This window comes from Pseudonocardia sp. DSM 110487, from assembly GCF_019468565.1.
Classification (GTDB): domain Bacteria; phylum Actinomycetota; class Actinomycetes; order Mycobacteriales; family Pseudonocardiaceae; genus Pseudonocardia.
On sequence record NZ_CP080521.1, the window covers coordinates 6,983,964 to 7,006,297 of the forward strand.

Annotated in this window: 19 protein-coding genes; 5 read left to right on the forward strand and 14 right to left on the reverse strand. The window is 73.2% G+C overall.

The features are described from left to right. Positions 1-34: 34 nt before the first annotated feature. The gene (locus K1T35_RS49870; protein WP_220255618.1) at positions 35-607 is read right to left on the reverse strand and encodes a Clp protease N-terminal domain-containing protein; all 573 of its coding nucleotides are present in this window, start codon (positions 605-607) and stop codon (positions 35-37) included. Positions 608-619: 12 nt separating this feature from the next. Beyond that, positions 620-835 (reverse strand): helix-turn-helix domain-containing protein, encoded by a 216-nt coding sequence (locus tag K1T35_RS32680; protein WP_220255619.1) that lies wholly within the window; start codon positions 833-835, stop codon positions 620-622. A gap of 129 nt (positions 836-964) precedes the next feature. On the opposite strand from K1T35_RS32680, the gene K1T35_RS32685 reads away from it, so the two are divergent. Further along, positions 965-4,036 (forward strand): AAA family ATPase, encoded by a 3,072-nt coding sequence (locus tag K1T35_RS32685; protein ID WP_220255620.1) that lies wholly within the window; start codon positions 965-967, stop codon positions 4,034-4,036. Positions 4,037-4,104: 68 nt separating this feature from the next. Continuing rightward, positions 4,105-5,478, forward strand: coding sequence for an FAD-binding oxidoreductase (locus tag K1T35_RS32690; RefSeq protein ID WP_220255621.1), 1,374 nt, complete (start codon positions 4,105-4,107; stop codon positions 5,476-5,478). A gap of 31 nt (positions 5,479-5,509) precedes the next feature. Here K1T35_RS32690 and rimM read toward each other — a convergent pair whose 3' ends face one another. From rimM to K1T35_RS32710, 4 genes are all read right to left on the reverse strand, one after another. Beyond that, the gene (rimM, locus tag K1T35_RS32695; RefSeq protein WP_220255622.1) at positions 5,510-6,028 is read right to left on the reverse strand and encodes a ribosome maturation factor RimM; all 519 of its coding nucleotides are present in this window, start codon (positions 6,026-6,028) and stop codon (positions 5,510-5,512) included. Between the two features lie 19 nt (positions 6,029-6,047). After that, positions 6,048-6,287 carry an RNA-binding protein gene (locus K1T35_RS32700; protein ID WP_220255623.1) on the reverse strand — a complete coding sequence of 80 codons (240 nt, stop codon included), beginning with the start codon at positions 6,285-6,287 and terminating at the stop codon, positions 6,048-6,050. Positions 6,288-6,354: 67 nt separating this feature from the next. Further along, positions 6,355-6,795: a 30S ribosomal protein S16 gene (gene rpsP / locus K1T35_RS32705; RefSeq protein WP_220255624.1), complete on the reverse strand. Its 441-nt coding sequence runs from the start codon at positions 6,793-6,795 to the stop codon at positions 6,355-6,357. A 163-nt stretch (positions 6,796-6,958) separates the two neighbouring features. Next, positions 6,959-8,224, reverse strand: a complete 1,266-nt coding sequence (locus K1T35_RS32710) for a CPBP family intramembrane glutamic endopeptidase (RefSeq protein ID WP_220255625.1) — start codon at positions 8,222-8,224, stop codon at positions 6,959-6,961. Positions 8,225-8,452: 228 nt separating this feature from the next. Between K1T35_RS32710 and K1T35_RS32715 the strand changes: the two genes are divergently transcribed. Then, the gene (locus K1T35_RS32715) at positions 8,453-9,193 is read left to right on the forward strand and encodes a class I SAM-dependent methyltransferase (RefSeq protein WP_255621006.1); all 741 of its coding nucleotides are present in this window, start codon (positions 8,453-8,455) and stop codon (positions 9,191-9,193) included. 253 nt (positions 9,194-9,446) lie between these two features. Here the strand turns inward: K1T35_RS32715 and K1T35_RS32720 are convergent, their stop codons facing one another. Genes K1T35_RS32720 through K1T35_RS32730 form a run of 3 tightly spaced genes read right to left on the reverse strand, consistent with a single transcriptional unit; the run spans position 9,447 to position 12,898 of the window. Further along, a complete protein-coding gene (locus K1T35_RS32720) occupies positions 9,447-10,529 on the reverse strand; it encodes an amidohydrolase family protein (RefSeq protein ID WP_220255626.1) in 1,083 nt (360 codons plus the stop codon). A gap of 4 nt (positions 10,530-10,533) precedes the next feature. Continuing rightward, positions 10,534-12,069: a signal recognition particle protein gene (ffh, locus tag K1T35_RS32725; protein WP_220255627.1), complete on the reverse strand. Its 1,536-nt coding sequence runs from the start codon at positions 12,067-12,069 to the stop codon at positions 10,534-10,536. Positions 12,070-12,079: 10 nt separating this feature from the next. Continuing rightward, entirely contained in the window at positions 12,080-12,898 is an 819-nt protein-coding gene (locus K1T35_RS32730; protein WP_220255628.1) for a helix-turn-helix transcriptional regulator, read from the reverse strand. 103 nt (positions 12,899-13,001) lie between these two features. Here K1T35_RS32730 and K1T35_RS32735 point away from each other — a divergent pair, with 103 nt between their 5' ends. Then, on the forward strand, positions 13,002-13,766 hold the full coding sequence (locus K1T35_RS32735; RefSeq protein WP_220255629.1) for an SDR family oxidoreductase: 765 nt from the start codon (positions 13,002-13,004) through the stop codon (positions 13,764-13,766). On the opposite strand, the gene K1T35_RS32740 is transcribed toward K1T35_RS32735, so the two are convergent. The 4 genes from K1T35_RS32740 to K1T35_RS32755 all read right to left on the reverse strand — a co-directional run bounded on the left by K1T35_RS32740 (position 13,723) and on the right by K1T35_RS32755 (position 18,682). Beyond that, on the reverse strand, positions 13,723-14,334 hold the full coding sequence (locus K1T35_RS32740) for an AAA family ATPase (RefSeq protein WP_255621007.1): 612 nt from the start codon (positions 14,332-14,334) through the stop codon (positions 13,723-13,725). The two genes, K1T35_RS32735 and K1T35_RS32740, sit on opposite strands and share 44 nt — an antisense overlap. Positions 14,335-14,512: 178 nt before the next feature. Next, positions 14,513-16,864, reverse strand: a complete 2,352-nt coding sequence (locus tag K1T35_RS32745; protein WP_220255631.1) for a [protein-PII] uridylyltransferase — start codon at positions 16,862-16,864, stop codon at positions 14,513-14,515. A gap of 92 nt (positions 16,865-16,956) precedes the next feature. Then, positions 16,957-17,295 carry a P-II family nitrogen regulator gene (locus K1T35_RS32750; RefSeq protein WP_220255632.1) on the reverse strand — a complete coding sequence of 113 codons (339 nt, stop codon included), beginning with the start codon at positions 17,293-17,295 and terminating at the stop codon, positions 16,957-16,959. A gap of 4 nt (positions 17,296-17,299) precedes the next feature. Then, on the reverse strand, positions 17,300-18,682 hold the full coding sequence (locus K1T35_RS32755) for an ammonium transporter (RefSeq protein WP_220255633.1): 1,383 nt from the start codon (positions 18,680-18,682) through the stop codon (positions 17,300-17,302). 261 nt (positions 18,683-18,943) lie between these two features. Between K1T35_RS32755 and K1T35_RS32760 the strand changes: the two genes are divergently transcribed. Beyond that, on the forward strand, positions 18,944-20,884 hold the full coding sequence (locus K1T35_RS32760) for a serine/threonine-protein kinase (protein ID WP_220255634.1): 1,941 nt from the start codon (positions 18,944-18,946) through the stop codon (positions 20,882-20,884). 19 nt (positions 20,885-20,903) lie between these two features. Here K1T35_RS32760 and ftsY read toward each other — a convergent pair whose 3' ends face one another. Then, entirely contained in the window at positions 20,904-22,259 is a 1,356-nt protein-coding gene (gene ftsY, locus K1T35_RS32765) for a signal recognition particle-docking protein FtsY (RefSeq protein ID WP_220255635.1), read from the reverse strand. Positions 22,260-22,334 lie beyond the last annotated feature (75 nt).

Consider the following 22,334-nt stretch of genomic DNA (forward strand, 5'->3'; position numbering starts at 1 on the left):
AGTATCGCCACCTTGCTGGCACTCGGGCAGGGCGTCAGCCGGCTCGGCGGCTCCGCACCAGTTCCTCGACGATCACGCGCGCCGGCGCCAGCCGCACCCCCTGCGCGGCCAGGATGTCGTGGGCGGCGCCGTCCTCGGTGTGGATCAGCCCGAGCAGGATGTGCTCGGTGCCGATGTAGTTGTGCCTGAGCGCCAGCGCCTCGCGCAGGGCAAGCTCGAGGGCCTTCTTCGTGGCGCGCTCGACCGGGATGTGCCCGAAGAGCCGGCCACCCTTCCCGCCGAGCGCGGCCCGCGTGCGGTCCAGCGCCCCGGGTCCGAAGGCCTCCTCCACCTGGCGGCGCACCTCGTCGAGGTCTATCCCCAGCGTGGACAGGGCATCGGCATCGATCGGCGGTCGACCACCGGGACCCAGACGGTCGACCTCGCGCAGCACCGCATCCTTGTCGATGCTGAAAGCATCGAGCACCGTGAGCGCCAGGTTGTCCGGCACGCTGTAGAGCGCCGCCAGCAGGTGTTCGGTGCGGATCTCGTTCGCACCCCGCGTGCGCGCCTCCTCCTGCGCCGCGACGACTGCCTGGCGGGCCTTGCCGGTGAACCTTTCGAACATCTCGCCTCCCCCTCAGAACCCGTACCGGCGGTACTTCTTGTGGACGGCCTGCCTGCTCACACGCAACGCCTCCGCGATCTGCTGCCATGACCATCCCTGGGACCGCGCGTTCGAGACCTGCAACTCCTCCAGCGACTCCAGCAGCCCCCGCAGGGACGCCACCGCCGCCAACCCGACGGCCGGGTCCCTGCTGGACGCCGCCGCCGCGACCTTCGTGGCATCGCTCATGCCGTCAACCTACGTTGACAGCTCGTGCTCTGTCAACCCAGGTTGACGCGCCGGTACCGAACGGGTCGTTGACAGGAGGCGTATTCGGAGTGCACTGGATGCCCGCCCGTCCAGCCCCGAGGAGGTGCCGTGGCCACTGCGGGTTTCGCACCGGGCCGGCCGAGCGCCCGGCTGGTGATCCGGCTCCTCGGCGACGCCACGGCCACCGTCGACGGGCACCCGCTGCCGGAGCTCACCGGGCCGCGTATGCAACAGCTGCTCGCGCGCGTGGCGCTCGCCGGCGACGCGGGCTTGCCCCGGGACCGCCTCGCGTGCGAGCTGTGGCCCGACTCGAGCGCGGCACAGGCCCGCACCAACCTGCGCAAGCTGCTGCACGACCTCCGCCGGGCGCTCCCGCTCCCCTGCGAGGTCGTCGACGCCGGCCCACGGACGGTGCGGTGGGCCGGCGACGGGTCTACGTGGCTGGACGTCCTCGCGTTCCTCGACGCCGCGGACGGTGGGGATCCGGAGACCGCGGTGCGCTGTTACGGCGGCGACCTGCTCCCGGCCTGCGAGGGCGACTGGGTCGTCGCCGAGCGGGAGCGGCTGCGTCGCATCGCCGTCGAGGTGCTCGCCGGGCTGGCGGCGGATGCGGATTCCGAGGGTCGCGACGCCGACGTCGTCGGGCAGGCACGGCGACTGCTTGCGATCGACGCGCTGCACGAACCGGCCTGCCGGCTGCTGATGGGCGCGCTGGCCCGGCGTGGCGAGCGGAGCGAGGCGCTGCGCGTCTACGACCGGCTCGCATCGGGGCTGGCCCGCGACCTCGACGTCACCCCAGAGCCTGCGACGACCGCGATCGCCGAACGGCTTCGCGAGCCGCGCCGGCCCACCCACGCCGGGCCTGCGCTGGTCGGACGCGCGGCCGAGTGGCGAGCGGCCCGCGACGTGTGGCGGGAGGCCACCGATGGCCGCTCCCGCCTGCTGCTGGTGACCGGTGAAGCGGGCATCGGCAAGTCCCGGCTCGTCGAGGAGCTGGCCCACCGAGCGGCCGCGGACGGTCATGCGGTGGCCTACGGCCGGGCCTACGAGGCCGCGGGCCGCCCACCATGGGGACCGGTGATCGACTGGCTGCGATCCGAGCCGGTGCGGGCGGGCCTCGACGATCTCGGCGGCGTATGGCTGACCGAGCTCGCCCGGCTGTTGCCCGAGCTCAGGCTCGCACACCCGCGACTGCCGGACGGCCCGCCGGCCAGCGACCTCGGCCGGCGCCACCACCTCCTCGACGCCGTCCGCCGCGGACTCCTCGCGACCGGGCGGTCGCTGCTGCTCGTCGTCGACGACCTCCAGTGGTGCGACAGCGACACGCTCGAGCTCTGCGGCTACCTCGTGCAGAGCTCGCCGTCTGCTCCGCTGCTGGTCGCGGGGACGGCGCGCGATGACGACGCGGCCGCACGGGACGCGGTGGCGCAGCTGCGCCGCCACCTCGCCCCGGCCGGCGCCATCTCGACGATCGCCCTCGGACCGCTCGATCCCGCCGCGACCGCCGAGATGGCGGCGCTGGTCGGGAGACGGACGCTGCGCCGGGACGCGGCGGTCCGGCTCTGGAAGGAGACGGAGGGCAACCCGCTGTTCGTCCTCGAGGCCGTGCGGGCGGGCTTCGGCGATGGCCGTACCACGCGGGTCGCGCTGACACCGACCGTCCACGCAGTGATCACGGCACGTCTTGAGCGCCTCTCACCAGGGGCGCGCCGGCTCGCCGAGGTGGCAGCGACGATCGGCCACGAGATCCCGACGGCCGTCCTCGCCGCCGCGGCCGGCCGGACCGAGGATGACATGACCGACGACCTGGACGAGCTGTGGCAACACCACGTTCTCCGCGAGCGCGGCGCGGCATACGACTTCAGCCACGACCGGCTGCGCGAGGTCGCTCTGGAGCAGATCAGTCCGGCCCGTCGCCACACCCTGCACCGCCGGGTCGCCGAGGCCATCGAGGCGCACCACGCGGCCGATCTCGATCCGGTCAGCGCCCGCCTCGCCGCCCACTACGTCAGCGCGGGGCTCGGGTCGCGCGCGGTCGAGGCCTACGAGCGGGCGGCCCGGCACGCCCACCGGGTCTTCGCCCTCGACGACTGCATCGCGCTACTCGAGCGCGCCCTGCGGCTGCTCGACGAGTCGCCGCGCGGTGCGGCGCGCGATGAGGTGGAGCTGCGGCTGCGGTCTGCGCTCGGGGTGCCGCTGGTCGCCCGGCGCGGCTACGGCGCACCGGGCGTCCTGCGCTGCTACGAGCGAGCGCTCACGCTGCACCGGAAGCTCGGCCGCCGTCCCGGCCCGCCGGTGCTGCGTGGCCTCGCGCTGCACGCCGTGGCCACCCTCCGGTTCGACCGGGCCGAGGAGATGGGCCGAGAGCTGGTCACCTCGGGGCAGACTGAGGCCACAGCCCGCACCGAGGGCGAGTACGTGCTCGGGGTCACCGCGTTCTGGCGGGGCGAGTTCGCCGACGCAGAGCACCACCTCCGCGCCGCGATCGATTCCTACCGCATCGAGGACGCCCCGCTGCACGTCGCGCGCTACGCCCAGGACCCACTCGGGGTGTGCCTGTCCCGGCTCGCCCTCACGCAGCTATTCCGCGGCCGACCCGCCGACGCCGGCGCGACCATGCGGGAGGCGCTGCGCGCGGCCACGGAGCTCGACGACCCCATGACCACCGGATACGTCCGCACCTTCGATGCGATCCTCGCCGCCCTCGAGCCCCGGCAGCGGGACCTCGGCACCACCGTCGACGCGCTCGACGCCGCCACGCACGCGATGCACATCGGCTACTTCACCATCGTCGCCCGGTTCCTGCGGGGGTGGCGCGGCCTGCTCGACGGTGATCTGCACGGCATCGACGCGATCCGCGAGGCCACCGACCGTCTGCGCCAGGACCAGCCACTGCACCTGACCCTGGGACTCTGTCTGCTGGCGCGCGCCCACCTGCGCGCCGGTGACGCTCCGGCCGGGCGGACGATCGTCGCCGAGGCAGTCGGCCGGACCGAAGACAGCGGACAACGCTACCTGCTTCCCGAGCTGCTTCGCGTGGACGCGGAACTGCAGGCACTCGCGGGCGACCGCGCAGGCGCCGTCCGCAGCGCCCACCGCGCGGTCGACGCGGCCGTCGCGCTCGACGCACCATGGCTGCGCGACCGCGCCGTCGCCACCGTCGCCCGCCTGATCCGCTGATCGGGAACGCTCCGGGAACGCCCCCTCCGGCATCGTCTCCGCCGCCAGCAGACCGCCAGGAGGGGAACATGACCACCATCGCCGAACTGCGCGAGCAGGTACGCGGGCCCGTCGTCGAGCCGAGCGACGACGGCTACGACGAGCACCGCCGCGTCCACAACGGCATCCACGACCGGCGCCCCGCGCTCGTCGTCCGGGCCACGTCGACGGCCGACGCCGTCGCGACCGTCAACTACGCCCGGGAGGCCGGCCTCGACCTCGCGGTACGGGGCGGCGGGCACAGCGGGCCCGGTTTCGGCACCTGTGACGGCGGCGTCGTGCTCGACCTGTCGCTGATCAACAACGTGTTCGTGGACCGCGTCAAGAAGACCGCGCACACCGGAGGCGGAGCCACATGGGGAGATCTGAACCATGCCGCTCACGCGTACGGACTAGCCACGACCGGGGGCATCATCTCGACGACCGGGGTGACCGGCCTGACGCTGGGCGGAGGTATCGGCTACCTCGCGCGCGGCTGCGGGTTGTCGTGCGACAACCTCGTGAGCGCCGAGGTGGTCGCCGCAGACGGGCGCATCCACGTCGCGAACGAGCACGACAACGATGAACTGCTCTGGGCGCTGCGCGGCGGTGGCGGCAACTTCGGCGTCGTCACCTCACTCGAGTTCGCCCTGCACGACGTGGACACGATCTACGGCGGCCCGATGCTGTACGAGGTTGCGGACGCACCCGCGGTCATGCGGGCGTACGACGAGTACATCCAGGACGCGCCCGAGCAGCTCGGGGCCTTCTTCGGCTGGCAGCTCGCCCCGCCGCTCCCGTTCATCCCGGAGGACCGCCACGGCGACATGTTCTGCGCAATGGTCACGTGCTGGAGCGGCCGCCCCGAGCAGGGCGAACAGGCCCTCAAGCCGTTCCGCGACGTCGCCGAGGTCAAGGCGGAGTTCGTCGGCCCGATGCCGTATCCCGCGCTCAACGCCGCCTTCGACGGGCTGTTCCCGAAGGGGCTCCGCCAGTATTGGAAGGCCGACTTCGTCCGCGACCTGCCGGACGAGGCCATCGCGGCGCACGTCGAGCACGGCTCCAAGGCTCCGACGTCGTCCTCGGGAATGCACATGTATCCCATCAACGGCGCGGTCCACCGTGTCGGCACCTCGGAGACCGCGTTCGGTCACCGGGACGCCAAGTACGCGATGGTCATCCTCGCCGGGTATCCGGATGCCGCGGACGACGAGGACAACCGGCAGTGGGTGCGCGGCTACTACGACGCGGTCCACCCGTATTCGGGCACCGAAGGGGGCTACATCAACTTCATGGACACCGATGACGCCGCGCGGGCGCCCGAGAACTTCGGCCCCACCTACGACCGGCTCCGCCAGGTCAAGGCCACCTACGACCCGGACAACCTCTTCCACCTCAACCAGAACGTGCCCCCGGCGCGCTGACGGGCCCTCGCCGTGCCGCACGCGCACCGCCTCAGTCGAGGAGGCCCTCGGGTGGGGTGAGGACCACGCGGCCGCCGGCCAGGTCGACGGTCGGCACGATGGCCGTCACGAAGGGGACGAGCGCGTCGGAGCGGTCCGCACGGGCCAGGACGAGCAGGTCGCCACCGGGGCCGTGTACGACCTCGCGGACCGTGCCGACGACGCTGCCGTCCTCCAGCTCGGCGCGCAGGCCTTCCAGCTGGTGGACGTGGAACTCCTTGTCGTCCTCCGGTGGCGCGATGGCGTCGGTCGGTACGAGGAGCCGCGTGCCACGCAGCGCCTCGGCGGCGTCCCGGTCCGGCGCCTCGACGAACCGCACGAGCAGCCGCCCCGAGTGGGGGCGGGCCGACTCGACGGTCAAGGTGCCGACCGGGGCGCCCGGCCGCTGCGCGATGAGAGAGCCCCCGGGCGCGAACCGCTCGTCGGGCGAGTCGGTGTGCACATCCACGACGAGCTCGCCGCGCAGGCCGTGAACCCGCACGACGACCCCGACGAGGTACTCGGTGCTCATAGCGGCCCCGCCGGGGGCGCTAGCGGTCGGTGTCGACGACATCCACCCGCACACCTCGGCCACCGACGCCGCCGACGACGGTGCGAAGTGCCGTCGCGGTACGGCCCCCGCGGCCGATCACCTTGCCGAGGTCCTCGGGGTGAACCCGGACCTCGAGGGTGCGGCCGCGGCGAGTGGTGACGAGCTCCACCTGCACGTCGTCCGGGTGGTCGACGATGCCCCGGACGAGGTGCTCGAGAGTGTCCGCCAGGACGCTCACGCGCCCTCCCCCCTCGTCGGACGCGTTCGCGACGCTGCTGCGCTCAATGGTGGCCTCGCAAGCTCGGTCACGCCTCTGCGGAAGCCTCGGAGGAGGCCTCGGCCTCGCCCTTCGCGCGGCGGTCGCTCTTCTTCCTGGGCGTGGTGGCCTCGGTGGTGGGCTCCTCGCCCGCGGCGGCGAGCGCGGCCTGGAAGCGGGCCTGCCTGTCGACCTTCTCCTTCTGCGGCTTCAGGGTGCCCTCGGCGCCCGGCAGGCCCTTGAACTTCTGCCAGTCACCGGTGACCTCGAGCAGGTGCTGCACCGGCTCGGTGGGCTGGGCGCCCACGCCGAGCCAGTACTGGGCCCGCTCCGAGTCGATCTCGATCAGGCTCGGCTCGTTCTTCGGGTGGTACTTGCCGATGGTCTCGATCGCCCGGCCGCTGCGGCGGGTGCGGGCGTCGGCGACGACGACGCGGTAGTACGGCTGGCGGATCTTGCCCAGCCTCATCAGCTTGATCTTGACGGCCACGCTGGTCGGTGCTCCTCGCGGATCGTGTGTTTCGGGTGAGTCCGCGCGGCTCGCGTGGGGTTACGGGCTGCGCATTACTCGGCGTGTGCGTCCGCGGCGCGGTTAGAGGGCCAGCCACGAGACTGATCGGCCATTCTGCCAGACGCGCGCGCGTGCCGGGGCATCAGGTCATCGGGATGACGCCGAGCAGCCCGAGTACGAGCGCAATCCCGGGAAGCAGGTTGTTCACCTGGTGGGCGACGATGCTCGCGAGCAACCGGCCGGTGTACAGGCGCGCGATGGCGATCGGGATGGCCACCACCAGCAGCAATGGCGTGCGCGTGAACTCGAAGTGCGCGATCGCGAACAGCAGCGTGCTGACGACGAACGCCACCCAGCGCCCTGCGATCTTCTCGATCCCGCCCCAGAGCAGGCCCCGATAGAGGATCTCCTCACACATCGGGGCGACGAACACGACGATGACCAGCACGAGCGCCGCCAGTGCCGGGCCGGCCCTGATCCCGCCGAACACGTCGCCCACCGCGGACGTGGCGTCCTCTCCGACGATCGCGACGTAGACGATCGACGCCGGGATCGTGAGCGCCAGCCCGCCGAAGCCGAACGCGAGACCCACGCCGAGTTCACGCCACGACCAGGCGAGGCCGAGGTCGATCCGCGGCCCGTTGCCACGCACCCAGGTGATCAACAGGGCGATGCTCGCCGCGAGCAGCGTGGGCACCGCGAGGGCGATGATCAGCGTGCTGATCGTCGGGCCGCCGTCCCCGATCGCGAAGACGCTGATCAGCCCGGAGACCAGCAGGAACACCACCTCCGCGAGCAGGTAGGCCCCCAGCCCCCAGCGGTGGGTGCGGGTGGGTGACGGCGCGGCCCACGAGGAACGCCGGGCTGGTTGCCGACCGATCGACGGTGCCGGGTACGGCGCACCGGGCGGGTACGGCCCCGGTGGGTATGGCTGCCCCGGGTACGGCTGCCCCGGCGGGTACGGCTGCCCCGGCGGGTATGCGCCCTCCGGGTACGGCGGCCCCGGTGCGGGGGGCGGCGGCCATGCCGCGTAGCCCGGCTGCGGCCATGGGGCACCGGCCGGGTGCGTGGGTGCCCCCGGGGGTGCGGACGGAGTCGCAGCCACGCCGACGGTCGAGGGCGCCACTTCCGCTGACGGCGGGGCGGGCGGGGCGTCGGCCGGCGGCGGCTCCCAGGCCGGGGCGGTGCCGGAACCGTGAGCCGGGTCGACCACCGGGGCCTCCGAACCGGGAACCGGGTCGGATCCGGGGTCGGGGGCGGCCGGCGCTCCGCGAGCGGAGTCGGCGCTGCCTGTGCCCTGGTCGGACGGGTGCTGCGCCGCGGAGCCGTGCGCGGCCGCCTCCTCGCCTCCGGAGCCCGGCCCCGGCTCCTCCGAGCCCGGTCGACCATCCCTCTGCAGAGCTCCCACGCCCCCGACGCTACCGGCCCACCGCGGAGGGCGCCGCCCGCCTGCCGCCACCGCGACGTGAGCGACCGGATCGTCACCCGGTCAGGGCTCGACCCACCCGTCCGCGCGAGCCGGACATCAGCGCTGCGGAGCCGGCACTGCCGACCGTCTCGCCCCCGATTGTCCGACCTGATCGGCGCGAGACGTACACGATCACCCTCGGCGACCGCTCCCTGCGAAGCTGGGACGGTGACCGTCTACGACCGGATCGGACAGGGGTACGCCACCACCCGGAGGTCGGACCCGAGGATCGCCGCGCAGGTGGCCTCGGCCCTGTCCGGTATGGCGAGCGTGGCGAACATCGGGGCCGGGGCGGGTTCCTACGAGCCCGCCGCAACGATCGTGGCCGTCGAACCCAGCTCGGTCATGATCCAGCAACGACCCGCGGAAGCGGCTCCGGCCGTACGCGGGGTCGCCGAGTCACTGCCCCTGGGCGACGGCAGCGTCGATGCCGCGCTGGCGATTCTGACCGTCCACCACTGGACCGACGTCGAGGCCGGGATCGCCGAATTGCGCCGCGTCGCCCGGCGGCGGATCGCGATCCTCACATGGGACCAGGCCGTGTTCGGCGAGTTCTGGCTGGTGCGCGACTACCTCCCGGCCGCCGCGGCGGTCAGCGCGGGGCACGCGGTGCCCATCCCCCGGCTCGTCGACCTGCTGCCGGGTGCCAGGGTGGAGCCGGTGCCCGTGCCGCACGACTGCACCGACGGCTTCGGTGCCGCGTACTGGCGGCGCCCCGAGGCCTACCTCGATCCACGGGTGCGCTCCGGCACCTCGATGTTGGCCCAGGCCGACCCGCGCGAACTCGCCGACGGTTTGGGGTCGCTCGCGGGCGACCTGGCGTCCGGCGCATGGCACGAGCGGCACCGCGCGCTGTCGGTCCTCGACCGCCTCGACGCGGGCTATCGGCTGATCGTCAGCAGCTGCTAGACGGCCAGGCTAGATGGCCGGTGTCTTTCGCGTGGCGGTCCGGCCTCCACAGGTGGTCTTCAGTAGGCCTCGGCACGAAAACGGGTGGAACCGGCCGTGACCGGGACGCCGCCATGGCTGTGATCACCGGAAGTGGTGGCAGCGCGACGGATCTGACGCTCTGCCACCACTTCTGACGATCATGCGAACCGCGCGGCGCCGTCAGGAGGCCGGTTCAGGCCCAGGACACCAACCACCGAAAGACACCAGCCACCTAACGCCCCCCGCCGGCGTGCACCGGCCGGCCCCTCAGCATCACGAGGGCGGGCTCGCGCAGCACCGACAGGTCGGCTCTCGGGTCGCTGCGGTACACCACGAGGTCAGCGCGCGCACCCAGCTCCAGTCCGGGACGGCCGAGCCACCTGCGGGCCGCCCAGCTGGCGGCGCCGAGCGCGTCGGCGGCGGAGAGGCCCGCGCGGTGCAGGGCGATCACCTCGTCGGCGAGCCGGCCGTGGTCGATGCCACCGCCCGCATCGGTGCCCGCGTACACGGGGACGCCCGCCTCGACGGCGCGGCGCACCGTCTCGTACGCGCCGGCGTGCAGCCGCCGCATGTGGTCGGAGTACGCCGGGTACCTGCTCGCCTGGTCGGCGATCCCCGGGAAGTTCTCGACGTTGATGAGCGTGGGCACGAGCGCGGTGCCGCGCTCGGCCATCTCGGCGATGAGGTCATCGGTGAGGCCGGTGCCGTGCTCGATGCAGTCGATCCCCGCCCGGACCAGCCCGGGGATCGCGGCCGCGCCGAACACGTGCGCGGTGACCCGCGCGCCGGCGCGATGGGCCGAGTCGATCGCCGCGACCAGCACGTCGTCGGACCACAGCGGGGCGAGGTCGCCCACGCCGCGATCGATCCAGTCGCCCACGAGCTTCACCCAGCCGTCGCCGGCCGCCGCCTGCTCGGCCACGACGTCGGGCAGCAGCGCGGGGTCGTCGAGCTCCAGCGACATGTTGGGGATGTAGCGCTTGGGGCGGGCCAGGTGCCGGCCGGCACGGATGATCTCCGGGAGGTCGGCGCGGGCCTGCAGCGGCGTGGTGTCGATGGGCGAGCCGCAGTCGCGGATCAGCAGGGTGCCCGCGTCGCGGTCGATGCGTGCCTGGGCGTCGGCCTCCTCCAGCTCGACGCCGCCGCTGGGCCCGAGCCCGATGTGGCAGTGGGCGTCGACGAGGCCCGGCACGATGAAGCCGCCGTCGACGAGGGTCTCCGCGCCCGGGATCGGCTCGACGAGCCGGCCCGCGGCGTCGACGTACAGCTCGATGGTGTCCTCGCCGGGGAGCAGCACGCCGCGCAGCCGGTACAAGGGACTACTTCTCCTTGGGGAACTTGAACTTGCTCGGGTCGAACCCGGGTGGCAGCTGGTCGAGGCCCGGCGGGAGCTCGCGCAGCGACGGCGGCAGCCCGGACAGGTCCGGCATCCCGCCGCCCCCGAACGGCAGCCCGGCGGCCCGCCCTGAGGTGGGCCCACGCCCCTTGGCCTTGCCCTTCTTGCCCTTTCGGCCCTTGTTCTGCTTCTTCGTGGCGCTTCGGCTGCCGAAGCCGAACTGGCCGGCCATCTGCTTCATCATCTTCCGGGCCTCGAAGAACCGGTTGACGACGTCGTTGACCTCGGTGACCGTGACGCCCGAGCCGTTGGCGATGCGCAGCCGCCGCGAGCCGTTGATGATCTTCGGGTCGGCTCGCTCCCCGGGCGTCATACCCCGGATGATCGCCTGCAGCCGGTCGAGCTGCTTGTCGTCGACCTGCGCGAGCGCGTCCTTCATCTGCGCGGCGCCGGGCAGCATGCCGAGGATGTTGCCGATCGGGCCCATCTTGCGAACCGCGAGCATCTGCTCGAGGAAGTCCTCGAGGGTGAGCTCACCGGTGGACATCTTGGCGGCGGCCTGGGCCGTGCGCTCCTGGTCGAAGTGCTGCTCGGCCTGCTCGATGAGCGTGAGCAGGTCGCCCATCCCGAGGATGCGGCTGGCCATCCGGTCGGGGTGGAAGACGTCGAAGTCGGCGAGCTTCTCGCCGTTGGAGGCGAAGAGGATCGGCTGGCCGGTGACCTCGCGGACCGACAGCGCCGCACCGCCGCGGGCGTCGCCGTCGAGCTTCGTGAGCACCACGCCGCTGAATCCGACGCCGTCGCGGAAGGCCTCGGCCGTGGCGACGGCGTCCTGACCGATCATGGCGTCGACGACGAACAGGGTCTCGTCCGGCGAGACGGCGTCGCGGATGTCCGCGGCCTGCTTCATCAACTCCTCGTCGACGCCGAGGCGGCCGGCGGTGTCGACGATCACGATGTCGTAGTGCTTCTCGCGGGCGTGCGCGATGCCGCGCCGGGCCACGTCCACCGGGTCGCCGACGCCATTACCCGGCTCGGGCGCGAACGTGGTGGCACCGGCCCGCTCGCCGACGATCTGCAGCTGGTTGACCGCGTTGGGCCGCTGGAGGTCACAGGCCACGAGCAGCGGCGTGTGCCCCTGGTTCTTCAGCCAGAACGCGAGCTTGCCAGCGAGGGTGGTCTTACCCGAACCCTGCAGGCCGGCGAGCATGATCACGCTCGGCGGCTCCTTGGCCAGCCGGATGCGCCGCGTCTCGCCGCCCAGGATCGAGATCAGCTCGTCGTTGACGATCTTGACGACCTGCTGGGCCGGGTTCAGCGCACCGGAGACCTCCGCACCCTTCGCCCGCTCCTTGACCCGCGTGATGAAACCGCGGACCACCGGCAGCGCGACGTCGGCCTCCAGCAGCGCGATGCGGATCTCGCGCGCCGTGGTGTCGATGTCGGCGTCGGAGAGGCGCCCCTTGCCGCGGAGATTGGCGAGGGCGCCGCTGAGGCGCTCGGAGAGGGTGTCGAACACCTCTACAACCCTACTGGCGTGCCGCGAGCTCCTGCAGGGCCGCCAGTGCGTCCGCCGAGGGAGAGCCCGGCTCGGCGAAGTAGGTGATCAGCAGTTGCCCGGGGGCGCTCGTCACCGCGAAGGTCTCCCAGCGCACGGTGACCTCGCCGATCGCGGGCGACACAAGGCGCTTGGCACCGGCGGCCTTCCCGCGCACGTCGTGGCGCGCCCAGAGCGTTCTGAACTCCGCGCTCTTCACCGAGAGCTCGCCGACCAGCGTGACCAGCCGGGGATCGTCAGGGACGGCCGCGGCCGACGCCCGTAGCGCGGCGACGGTCTCCGCCGCCACGTCGGACCAGTCCGGGTAGAGGGCACGCGCGGCGGGATCGAGGAACACGTGCCGAACGATGTTGCCGTCGCCGGGAACGCCGCCGCAGAGCAGCTCGGCCATCCGGTTCTGGGCAAGCACGTCCATGCACCGGCCCATGACGAACGCCGGGACACCCGGCATCGCGTCGAGCAGCCGGACGATCTCCGGTGCCGCCCGCTCCGGTTCCCGCCGTGACCGGCGCGGCGGCCGCGGGGCGGGGGTGGCGAGCGAGGCGAAGTAGGCAGTGGACTCGTCGTCGAGGTCGAGCACGCGGGCCAGTGCCTCCACCACCTGCGCCGATGGGTGTCGGTCCCGCCCGCGCTCGAGGCGCAGGTAGTACTCGGCGCTGATGCCGGCGAGCATCGCGACCTCCTCGCGCCGCAGCCCCGGCACGCGGCGCCTCCCGACCGGCAGGCCGTGGTCCTCCGGCCGCGTCAGCTCGCGGCGGGCGCGGAGGAACTCCCCGAGGAGGTTCGGCATGCACCCCACGGTAGGCGCGGACGCGGGGCGAGGGGTGGCCCCGTGACTACCCCCCTTCGCACGGCCTCCCCTTGCCCGCGCGGACGCTCGCAAGCTCGATGCCATGACGCAGAGCAACAGCAACATCAGTCACGACCTCGCCGGACGGATCGCCGTCGTCACCGGCGCGAGCAGCGGGATCGGCGCGGCCACCGCGCGGACACTCGCGGCGAGCGGCGCCCGCGTCGCCGTGCTCGCCCGCCGCACCGACCGGATCGAGGTGCTCGCGAAGGAGATCGACGGCATCGCCGTTCCCGCCGACGTCACCGACCCGGCGAGCCTCGCCCGCGCCGCGGACACGATCCGCGCCGAGCTCGGCAGGCCCGACCTGGTCGTCGCCAACGCCGGCGTGATGCTCGGCGCCCCGTTCGCCACCGCCGAACCCGTCGAGTGGTCGGCGATGGTGGACACGAACGTCGGCGGCCTGCTGAACACCGGCAAGGCGTTCGTCGACGACCTCATTGCGGCCGCCGCCGACGGCGGGCCCGCCGACCTCGTGCACGTCGGCTCCGTCGCGAGCCACGAGGTCTTCCCCGGGTACGCCGTCTACAGCGCGACGAAGGCGGGCGTGGCCGCGTTGACGCGCGGCCTGCGGCGCGAACTCGGGCCCCGCGGGGTGCGGGTGCGCGCGATCGAACCGGGGGTCACCGAGAGCGAGCTCGGCGACACGATGCTCGACGTCGAGGGCCGCGAGACGCTCGCACAGATCAGGCGCGAGATCGGGCCGATCCCTGCGAGTGACATCGCCGAGGCGATCGCCTGGTCGGCGGCCGCTCCGGCCCGGGTCAACGTGGCGCAGCTGATCGTGCTGCCGACCGCACAGGGCTAGCCGACTCGGCGTCGGTGTCGGTGTCGAGGCGCAGGCCACCGCGCGCCGCCGCCCGATCGAGCACGGTGACGCTCCGCCACCCCGGCGGCGGGTCGCGGAGCAGCTCGGCGGCGGTGCGCTCGGCCCGGCGCGCGTGGGCGAAGAACGAGGCCTCCTGCACCACGCGGCCGCGCGCGTACTGCCCGCGGCGGGCCTCCGCGGCGTCGACATGCAGCCACAGCAGGTGTGCCTCCCTCCCGGTGACGGCGGCGAGGCGGGCCATGGCGGCGCGGATGCTCGGCTGCGTGGCGGGCAGGTGCACGACGACGGTGGAGGTGGCCGAGAGCGCCGCCCCGACCACGGCGGTGCGGTGCATCAGGTGCACGACCGGCCGCTGCAATGAATACGGCACGCCGGCGGCGATCGGTCGAAGCGCCGCCCGCTGTGTCTCCGAGTCGAGCACGACGAGCCCTTCGGTGGCGGGCAGGCTCGCCAGCAGCGTGGACTTGCCCGCCCCCGGCATTCCGGCCACCAGCAGCAGCGTGCGGCCCGGTACGGCGAGCCGCACCGGCGGTGTCGCGGTGGTCACGCATTGTCCAACGTACGGTTCGGGCGGTTCGTTCCGTTCACCCGCCGGTTGCCCCGTGATCACGATCATGTTTCTGACCTCCCCGTCCCGGGGAGTGTCAGGTCCGCGCATGTCACGCGGCTTTCACCGCTATCTCACGCCGGGCGGGGTCGTCGACCACCCAGACCACGACTCGCGGTCAGCCCGCCGCGGTGAGCACCGCATTCTCGATCCGTTGCCGCTCCGCGCGTCCGAGCGTGCCCTCGCCGCCCGCGCCCGCCAGGCCGAACGCGTCGACCACCGACGCGCCGAGCGTCGAGACCTTGGCCCAGCGCACGTCGGCGCCGCACTCCTCGAGTGCGGCCGCCACCCGGTACAGCAGCCCGATCCGGTCGGTGCCGCGCAGCTCGAGGACGACCGCGCCGGTGGCCTCGTCGTCGAACCAGAGAACGCGCGGCGGCGCGGGCGGCTCCGCGGCGGTCCCGCGCGGCGCGTAGTCGCGCTCCTTGCGCGCCAGGGCCTCGGGCAGCCGCAGGCCACCGTCGAGCGCGCGGGTGAGGTCCGACCGCAGCAGGGCAGGGTCGGGCAGACCGCTGAAGCGCGGCGAGACGGTGAACGTGAACACCGCGACCCCGCCGAGCGTGGCCAGCTCCGCCGCGTGGACCTCCAACGAGTGCAGGGCGAGCACGCCCGCGGCGGCGGCGAGCGAGCCTGCCCGGTGCGGCACGGCGACGACGACACCCGCGGGGTCACCGTCGTCGAGGCGCACCTGCGGCCGCCCGTCGGCCTCGACAATGGCGGCCAGCTCGGTGGCCACCGCGGTCGGCGGCGTTGGACCGGGCAGGGCCTTCCCTGCGAGCACCGCTCGGCACCGGTTGGCCAGGTCGTGGATGAGCGCCCGCTTCCACGGGCTCCACACGCCAGGACCGGTGGCCAGCGCGTCGGCCTCCGCGAGCGCCTCGAGGAGCTCGAGCAACAGGCCGTCACCGTCGAGCGTATCGACGACGCGGGTGACGGTGGCCGGGTCCTCCAGGTCGCGGCGGGTGGCGGTGTGTGGCATCAGCAGGTGGTGGCGCACCATCCGCCCGAGCACCGCGACGTCCGCATCGGGGAAACCCAGCCGCTGCCCCACCTGCACGGCGAGCGACTCCCCCACCTCGGAGTGGTCGCCGCCACGCCCCTTGCCGATGTCGTGCAGCAGCGTGCCGACCAGCAGCAGGTCAGGGCGTGCCACGCGGGTGGTGAGCCGGGCGGCTTGCGCGCACGCCTCGACGAGGTGCCGGTCAACCGTCCAGACGTGCGCCCGGTCGCGGGGCGGCAGGTCGCGCACGGCGCCCCACTCCGGGAAGAGCCTCCCCCACAGCCCGGTGCGATCGAGCGACTCCACGACGTCGACCAGGGGGCGCCCGGTGCCCAGCAGCGACAGCAGCTCCCCGAGGGCCGGCCGCGGCCACGGGGCACGCAGCTCCGGGGCCGTGTCGGCGAGCCGGTGCAGGGTGCCTGCCGCGATCGGCAGGCCGGTGCTGGCGGCCGTGGCGGCCACCCGGAGCACGAGTGCGGGGTCGCGGGCCGCCGAGGCGTCGCGGGCCAGCGCCACCTCCCCGATGTGCTCGACGACGCCGGTATCGAGGGGGCGGCGCACGGGCGCGCGGCGCAGCGCGGCGAGCCCGCGCCTGGGCAGCGCGTTGCGGGCCGACCGCAGCCCCACCTCGGCCGCGAACGCCACCGACCGCGCCGCGCCGGACAGCGCGCGGGCCAGCTCGAAGCGGTCGGAGATCTCCAGAGCCGCCGCGACCTCGTCGGCGTCCTGCGCGTGCAGGACGTCCCGGGCCCGGCCGGCGAGCCGATGCAGCTCGGTGCGGACGTCGAGCAGGAGCATGCGGGCGGCCCGGACGTCGGCCGCGGGCCGGTCGACGAGCTGGGCCGCAGCGAGCGCGTCGATCAGCTGGACGTCGCGCAGGCCCCCGTGGCCGTTCTTGAGGTCGGGCTCCACCCGGTGCGCCACGTCGCCGACCTTGCGCCAGCGCTCCTCGGCGCTGTCGGCGAGCTCGTCGAAGCGGCCGCGGATCCCGGCCCGCCATGACTGCCGCACCGCGGCGCGGACCTTCTCCGAGAGCGCGGGGTCGCCCGCGATGTGCCGGGCCTCCAGCAGGCCGAGCGCTGCGCGCAGGTCGGTGGCGGCGACCTGCACGGCCTGGCCGGGCGTGCGGACCGAGTGGTCGAGCCCGATCCCGGCGTCCCACAGCGGGTACCACAGGTCCCTGGCCAGCCGCTCGATGTCCTTGCGGCCGTCGTGCAGCAGGACGAGGTCGAGGTCCGACCACGGCGCCAGTTCCCGGCGACCCAGCGCCCCGACCGCGATGAGCGCGGCCCGGTCGGTGAGCCCGATCGCGGCGGCCCGCGAGGAGAGCCAGAAGTCGTGCAGGTCTACCAGCGCCGTGCGCAGCGCCTCAGGGCCGAGCCGACGCTTGCTCGTGCCCTGCTCCAGCAGAACGGCCTTCGCTCGAGCCAGGTCCTCCGCGTCCCCCGACGCCACGGCCACCGCACCCACTACCGTCTCTCCTTCTGGCCTGAAACGGCAGCATGGTGGCCCTACTCCGATCGTCCTGGAGCAAAGCCACCATGCTGTGCGAAACGGAACGGTCAGACCGCGTCGGCGCCGCGCTCACCGGTGCGGACGCGGACCACGGTCTCGACCGGGGTGACCCACACCTTGCCGTCACCGATCTTGCCGGTGCGCGCCGACTCGACGATGGCGTCGACCACCTTCTCGGCGTTGGTGTCGTCCGCGACGACCTCCACCCGCACCTTGGGCACGAAGTCCACGGAGTACTCAGCACCCCGGTAGACCTCGGTGTGGCCCTTCTGCCGGCCGTAGCCCTGCACCTCGCTGACCGTCATACCGAGCACGCCGATCTGCTCCAGCGCACCCTTGACGTCCTCGAGGACGAACGGCTTCACGATCGCCGTGACCAGCTTCATGGGGTCAGCTCTCCTTGCCTGCGGTCGCAGGGACCTGCTCCGCGGATGCGGTGGCGGCAGCCGCGGGCCGCGACGTGCCGATGCCGGCGAGGCTACGGTGGCTGGAGAAGTCGTAGCCGGTCTCCGCGTGCTCGGTCTCGTCGATACCGGTGGCCTCGGCCTCCGGCGTGACCCGGCCACCGCCGGTGACGGCCTTGACGATGTAGCCGATGACCAGCGAGAGGACGAACGAGTAGGCCAGGACCGCGAGTGCACCCACGGCCTGCCGCCACAGCTGGTCGAAGCCACCGCCGTAGAACAGACCGTCGACAGCGGCCGGGGCGCTCGAGGTCCCGAAGAAGCCGACGAGCAGCGTGCCGACGAGGCCACCGACCAGGTGGACGCCGACCACGTCGAGCGAGTCGTCGTAGCCGAACCGGAACTTCAGGCCGACCGCGAGGGCGCACAGGACGCCCGCGATCACACCCACCGCGATCGCGCCCAGCGGCGAGACCGCAGAACACGAGGGGGTGATCGCGACCAGACCCGCCACGACGCCGGACGCCGCACCGAGGCTGGTCGGCTTGCCGTCGCGGATGCGCTCGACGAGCAGCCAGGCCAGCATGGCGGCCGAGGTGGCGACGAGGGTGTTGACGAAGGTGATGCCGGCGATCCCGTTCGAGGCCACCGCGGAGCCCGCGTTGAAGCCGAACCACCCGAACCACAGCAGGCCGGCACCGAGCATGACCAGCGTGAGGTTGTGCGGCCGCATCGGCTCCTTCGGCCAGCCGCTGCGCTTGCCGAGCACGATGACGAGTGCGAGGGCCGCGGCACCGGCGTTGATGTGCACCGCCGTGCCACCGGCGAAGTCGATGGCCTTGAGCTGGTTGGCGATCCAGCCGCCCGTCTCCGCGGTGACGCCGTCGAAGGAGAACACCCAGTGCGCCACCGGGAAGTAGACGATCGAGCCCCAGAGCCCGGCGAACAGCAGCCAGGCGCCGAACTTCATGCGGTCGGCAACGGCGCCCGAGATCAGCGCCACGGTGATGATCGCGAACATCGCCTGGAACGCCACGAAGACCGTGGCCGGAATCGTGCCGACGAGCGGGATGTCGACGGGCGGGCCACCCTCGGTCTCGAGGTAGGTGCCGCCGAACGTGCCCTGCAGGCCCGCGAACTCGCCCGGGTTTCCGAGCAGGCCACCGCCGACGTCGTTGCCGAACGCCACGGAGTAGCCGTAGAGCACCCACAGCACGCCGATGAGGCCAACGGCGGAGAAGCTCATCATGATCATGTTGAGGACGCTCTTGCTACGGACCATGCCGCCATAGAAGAACGCCAGGCCCGGTGTCATCAGCAGCACCAGCGCTGAGCTGGCGAGCATCCATGCGGTATCGCCGGTATCCACGGAACTCCCTCCCGTCTCGGCCGCCGATGCCAGCGGCAAGCTGGGAGGAACTATCTGTTCGGCGTGTTTCGGACACCCTCCACCGTTGTTTCCGGCCCGTGAACGAGCGGGGCCGGGATGTTACAACCGGATGACGGGATCCTTTGCGGAGTCGCGGCCCGCGGAGCACGGCGAGCGGCCGGGGAGGGGTCCCGCCGGAGCACGCGAAGGTCGACCGTGACACTGTCCCTTCTCCGTTCGGTCTCACCTGGGGGGTAGACGTTGACCGGGATCCCGGACGGCGCTCCGATCGCCGTGGTCGCGGGCCGCTACCGGCTGCGCGAGCTCGTCGGTACCGGCGGCATGGGTGCCGTGTGGCGGGCGAGCGACGAACTCCTCGGCCGTGAGGTGGCGCTCAAGCAGGTGCGCCTGGCCGACCAGCAGGTCGCCGACGTCGCGCTCGCGCGCGAGCGGATCATGCGCGAGGCCCGGATCGCCGCCGCGCTGCACCACCCCCACATCGTCTCGATCTTCGACGTCGTCCTAGAGGACGGCGAGCCGTGGCTGGTACTGGAGTTCCTACCGTCGCGCAGCATGGGCAGCGTGCTCGCGGAGCGTGGCACGCTGCCTGCCGTCGAGGTCGCCGCCATCGGGGCGGACGTGGCGGCCGCGCTGGCCGCCGCCCACGCCGCCGGGATCGTGCACCGCGACGTGAAGCCGGACAACGTGCTGCTGTCGCGGCCATCGGCCGCCGGGCCGCTGGTCAAGCTCACCGACTTCGGCATCGCCCACACCGCCGCGGCGCCCGCGCTCACGGCCACCCACGTGCTCACCGGAACCCCGGCGTACTTCGCGCCGGAGACCGCACGCGGCGAGGGCACCGACTCACGCAGCGACGTCTACTCCCTCGGCGCCACCCTGTACGCCGCCGTCGAGGGACACCCGCCCTTCGGCACCGACCCCGGCAACGTCCTTGCGTTGCTGGCGCGGATCGGGCGCGGCGGGGCGCCCGTGCCACAACGCGCCGGGCCACTCACCGACCTGCTGGGGAGCCTCACCGACGACGACCCGGCCGCGCGGCCGACGGCTGCACAGGCCCACGCGGTCCTGCGCCGGATCGCCGACAGCGGCCGGCCGGCCGCCACCGTTGTGAGCCCTCCGATCGATCCGGTGCGCGTCGGTGTGCAGGAGCTCGATCCCGTTGCGCTCCCGCGCCGCGAGCAGCGGCCGCGCCGCGGATCCCGGGTGGCCGCGGCCATTGCCGCTGCCATCACGGTGGTGGCCGGTCTCATCACCGCTGTCGTCGTCACCCTGCCCGACGGCGCACCCGGCGGCGCAGGGCCGAGCGTCCCGCCCGCCGTCACACCCCCAACCGAGACGGCGGGCACCGCCGTCATCGCCGACGTCACCACCGCAGACCCGTGTTCGCTGGTGGACCTCGCCGCGCTGCATCCGTTCGGCACGGCGTCCCTCGATCTGCGCGACGATCCCTTCGCCGGGTGCAGCGTGAAACTCGAACGGTCCGATGGCAGCACGGCCACGTATGCACTGACGTTCCAGAACGGGCTGGAGATCGCGCAGGTCACCGGAGGCCGCCGCGAGCAAGAGGCGGGCTACACCGTGATCAGCTACGACCCCGTGGAGCGCTACTGCGACCAGCACATCCTGCTGGCCGACGGGAACGCCATCCAGCTGGCCGTCTGGAGCCAGGACGGCTGGACGGGCAGCGCCGACATGTGCGAGGTGACCGACGCAGCGCGGGCGGCCGTCCTCGCTCGGTTGGCCGCACAGGGCATCGGCGTGCGGGCGCCGGCCGCCACAAGCCCGCTCACCGGCATCCCCAGCTGCAGCCTGCTGACGGCGGAGGACCTGTCCGTCGCCATCCCCAATGCCACGCCGCCGCGGCCCAGATTCGCCGACTGGGGCTGTGACTGGGCGTCGTTCACGAGCACGGAGAGGGTGACACTGATCTATTACCGGACCCTCCCGCTCGGCGCGTACCTCGGCACGCCCACCGACATCGCGGGACATCCCGGCCTCGTGCTCCCGCAGGGCGGATCCTGCTGGGTCCCGTTCGTCCAGCGCTCCTACACCGTCGCGGGCAGCGACGGCGTCGAGGCCGTCTGGTTGACCTACGAGGGCCCGGGCACCGACGCCGAGCTCTGCCAGGCGGCCACCGCGCTCGCCACGGCCGCCGCCCGCAGGCTCCCCCCGCCGAGCTGACGGCCGCGCACTCCGCTCGTCAGCGCGCTCCGAGCAACGCGTCGACGAACGCGGCCGGGTCGAACGGGGCCAGGTCGTCCGGGCCTTCGCCGAGGCCGACGAGCTTCACCGGCACGCCCAGCTCGCGCTGCACCCGGAACACGATGCCGCCCTTCGCGGTGCCGTCCAGCTTGGTGAGCGCGATGCCCGTGACCTTCACGACGTCGCCGAACACCCGCGCCTGCGTGAGCCCGTTCTGGCCGGTGGTGGCGTCGAGTACCAGCAGCACCTCGTCCACATCGGCCTGCCGCTCGACCACCCGCTTGACCTTGCCCAGCTCGTCCATCAGGCCGGTCTTCGTGTGCAGCCGTCCCGCGGTGTCCAGCAGGACCGCGTCGGCGCCCTCCTCGGCACCCTGTTTGACGGCGTCGAACGCCACGCTGGCCGGGTCGGCGCCCTCCGGCCCGCGCACGACCGTGGCGCCTGCCCGCTCGCCCCACGTGGCGAGCTGCTCGGCGGCGGCGGCGCGGAAGGTGTCGGCAGCGCCGAGCACCACGTGCCGGCCGTCGGCCACGAGCACGCGGGCAAGCTTGCCGGTGGTGGTGGTCTTGCCGGTGCCGTTCACGCCGACGACCAGCACCACGCCGGGGCGCCCGTCGTGCGGGAGTGCGCGCACGGAACGGTCCACGTCGGTGCCCAGCGCGTTCGTCAACACCTCGCGCAGCAGCTGACGGGCCTGCTCGGGGGTGCGCACCGCACGGGCGGCGAGCTCGGTGCGCAGCGTGTCGACCAGCTCGACGGTCATCTCGGGCCCGAGGTCGGCCTGCAGCAGCGTGGCCTCGACGTCCTCCCACGACTCCTCGTCCAGCTCCCCGGCACCGAGCAGGCCGAGCAGGCCCTGGCCGAAGCCCGTGCGGGAGCGCGCGAGCCTGCCGCGCAGGCGTTCCAGGCGCCCCTCCGCCGGGGCGATGTCGGTGGGCGCGGCGGGGGGCGCCGCCGGGGCAGCTCCGTTGGTGGACGGTGCAGGGACGGTCGGGGCCTCGGCCTGCGGCTCCGCCGCGGGCGGCACCGCGGTATCGGGCGGCACCGTCGTGTCCGGCGCCGGAGCGGCGGGCGGCACGAACGGGGTGCCGTCGGTGGTCGGCGCGGGGGCCGACGGCGGCTCGGCCCCCGGCGCGGGTGCGGGCGGCGTCTCCGGCTCAGCGGTCTCAGTGCCGCTTGAGAAGGCGATCCCGCTTCCGGCCTGGTAGGTACCCGCACGGCGAGGCGGTTCGACCTGGTCGGGCTCGCGCAGGCTGATCTGGCGCCGGCGGCGCAGCACCACGCCGAGCGCGACGGCGATGATCAGGATCGCCACCACGACGGCGACGACGATCCACAGGGTCTGCGTGGTCACCGCTCCACCCTGTCACGCCCGGCGGTGGCCGGAGCGCCGAGCACCCCCGTCGCTCTCCGACGAGCGGCGCGTTCG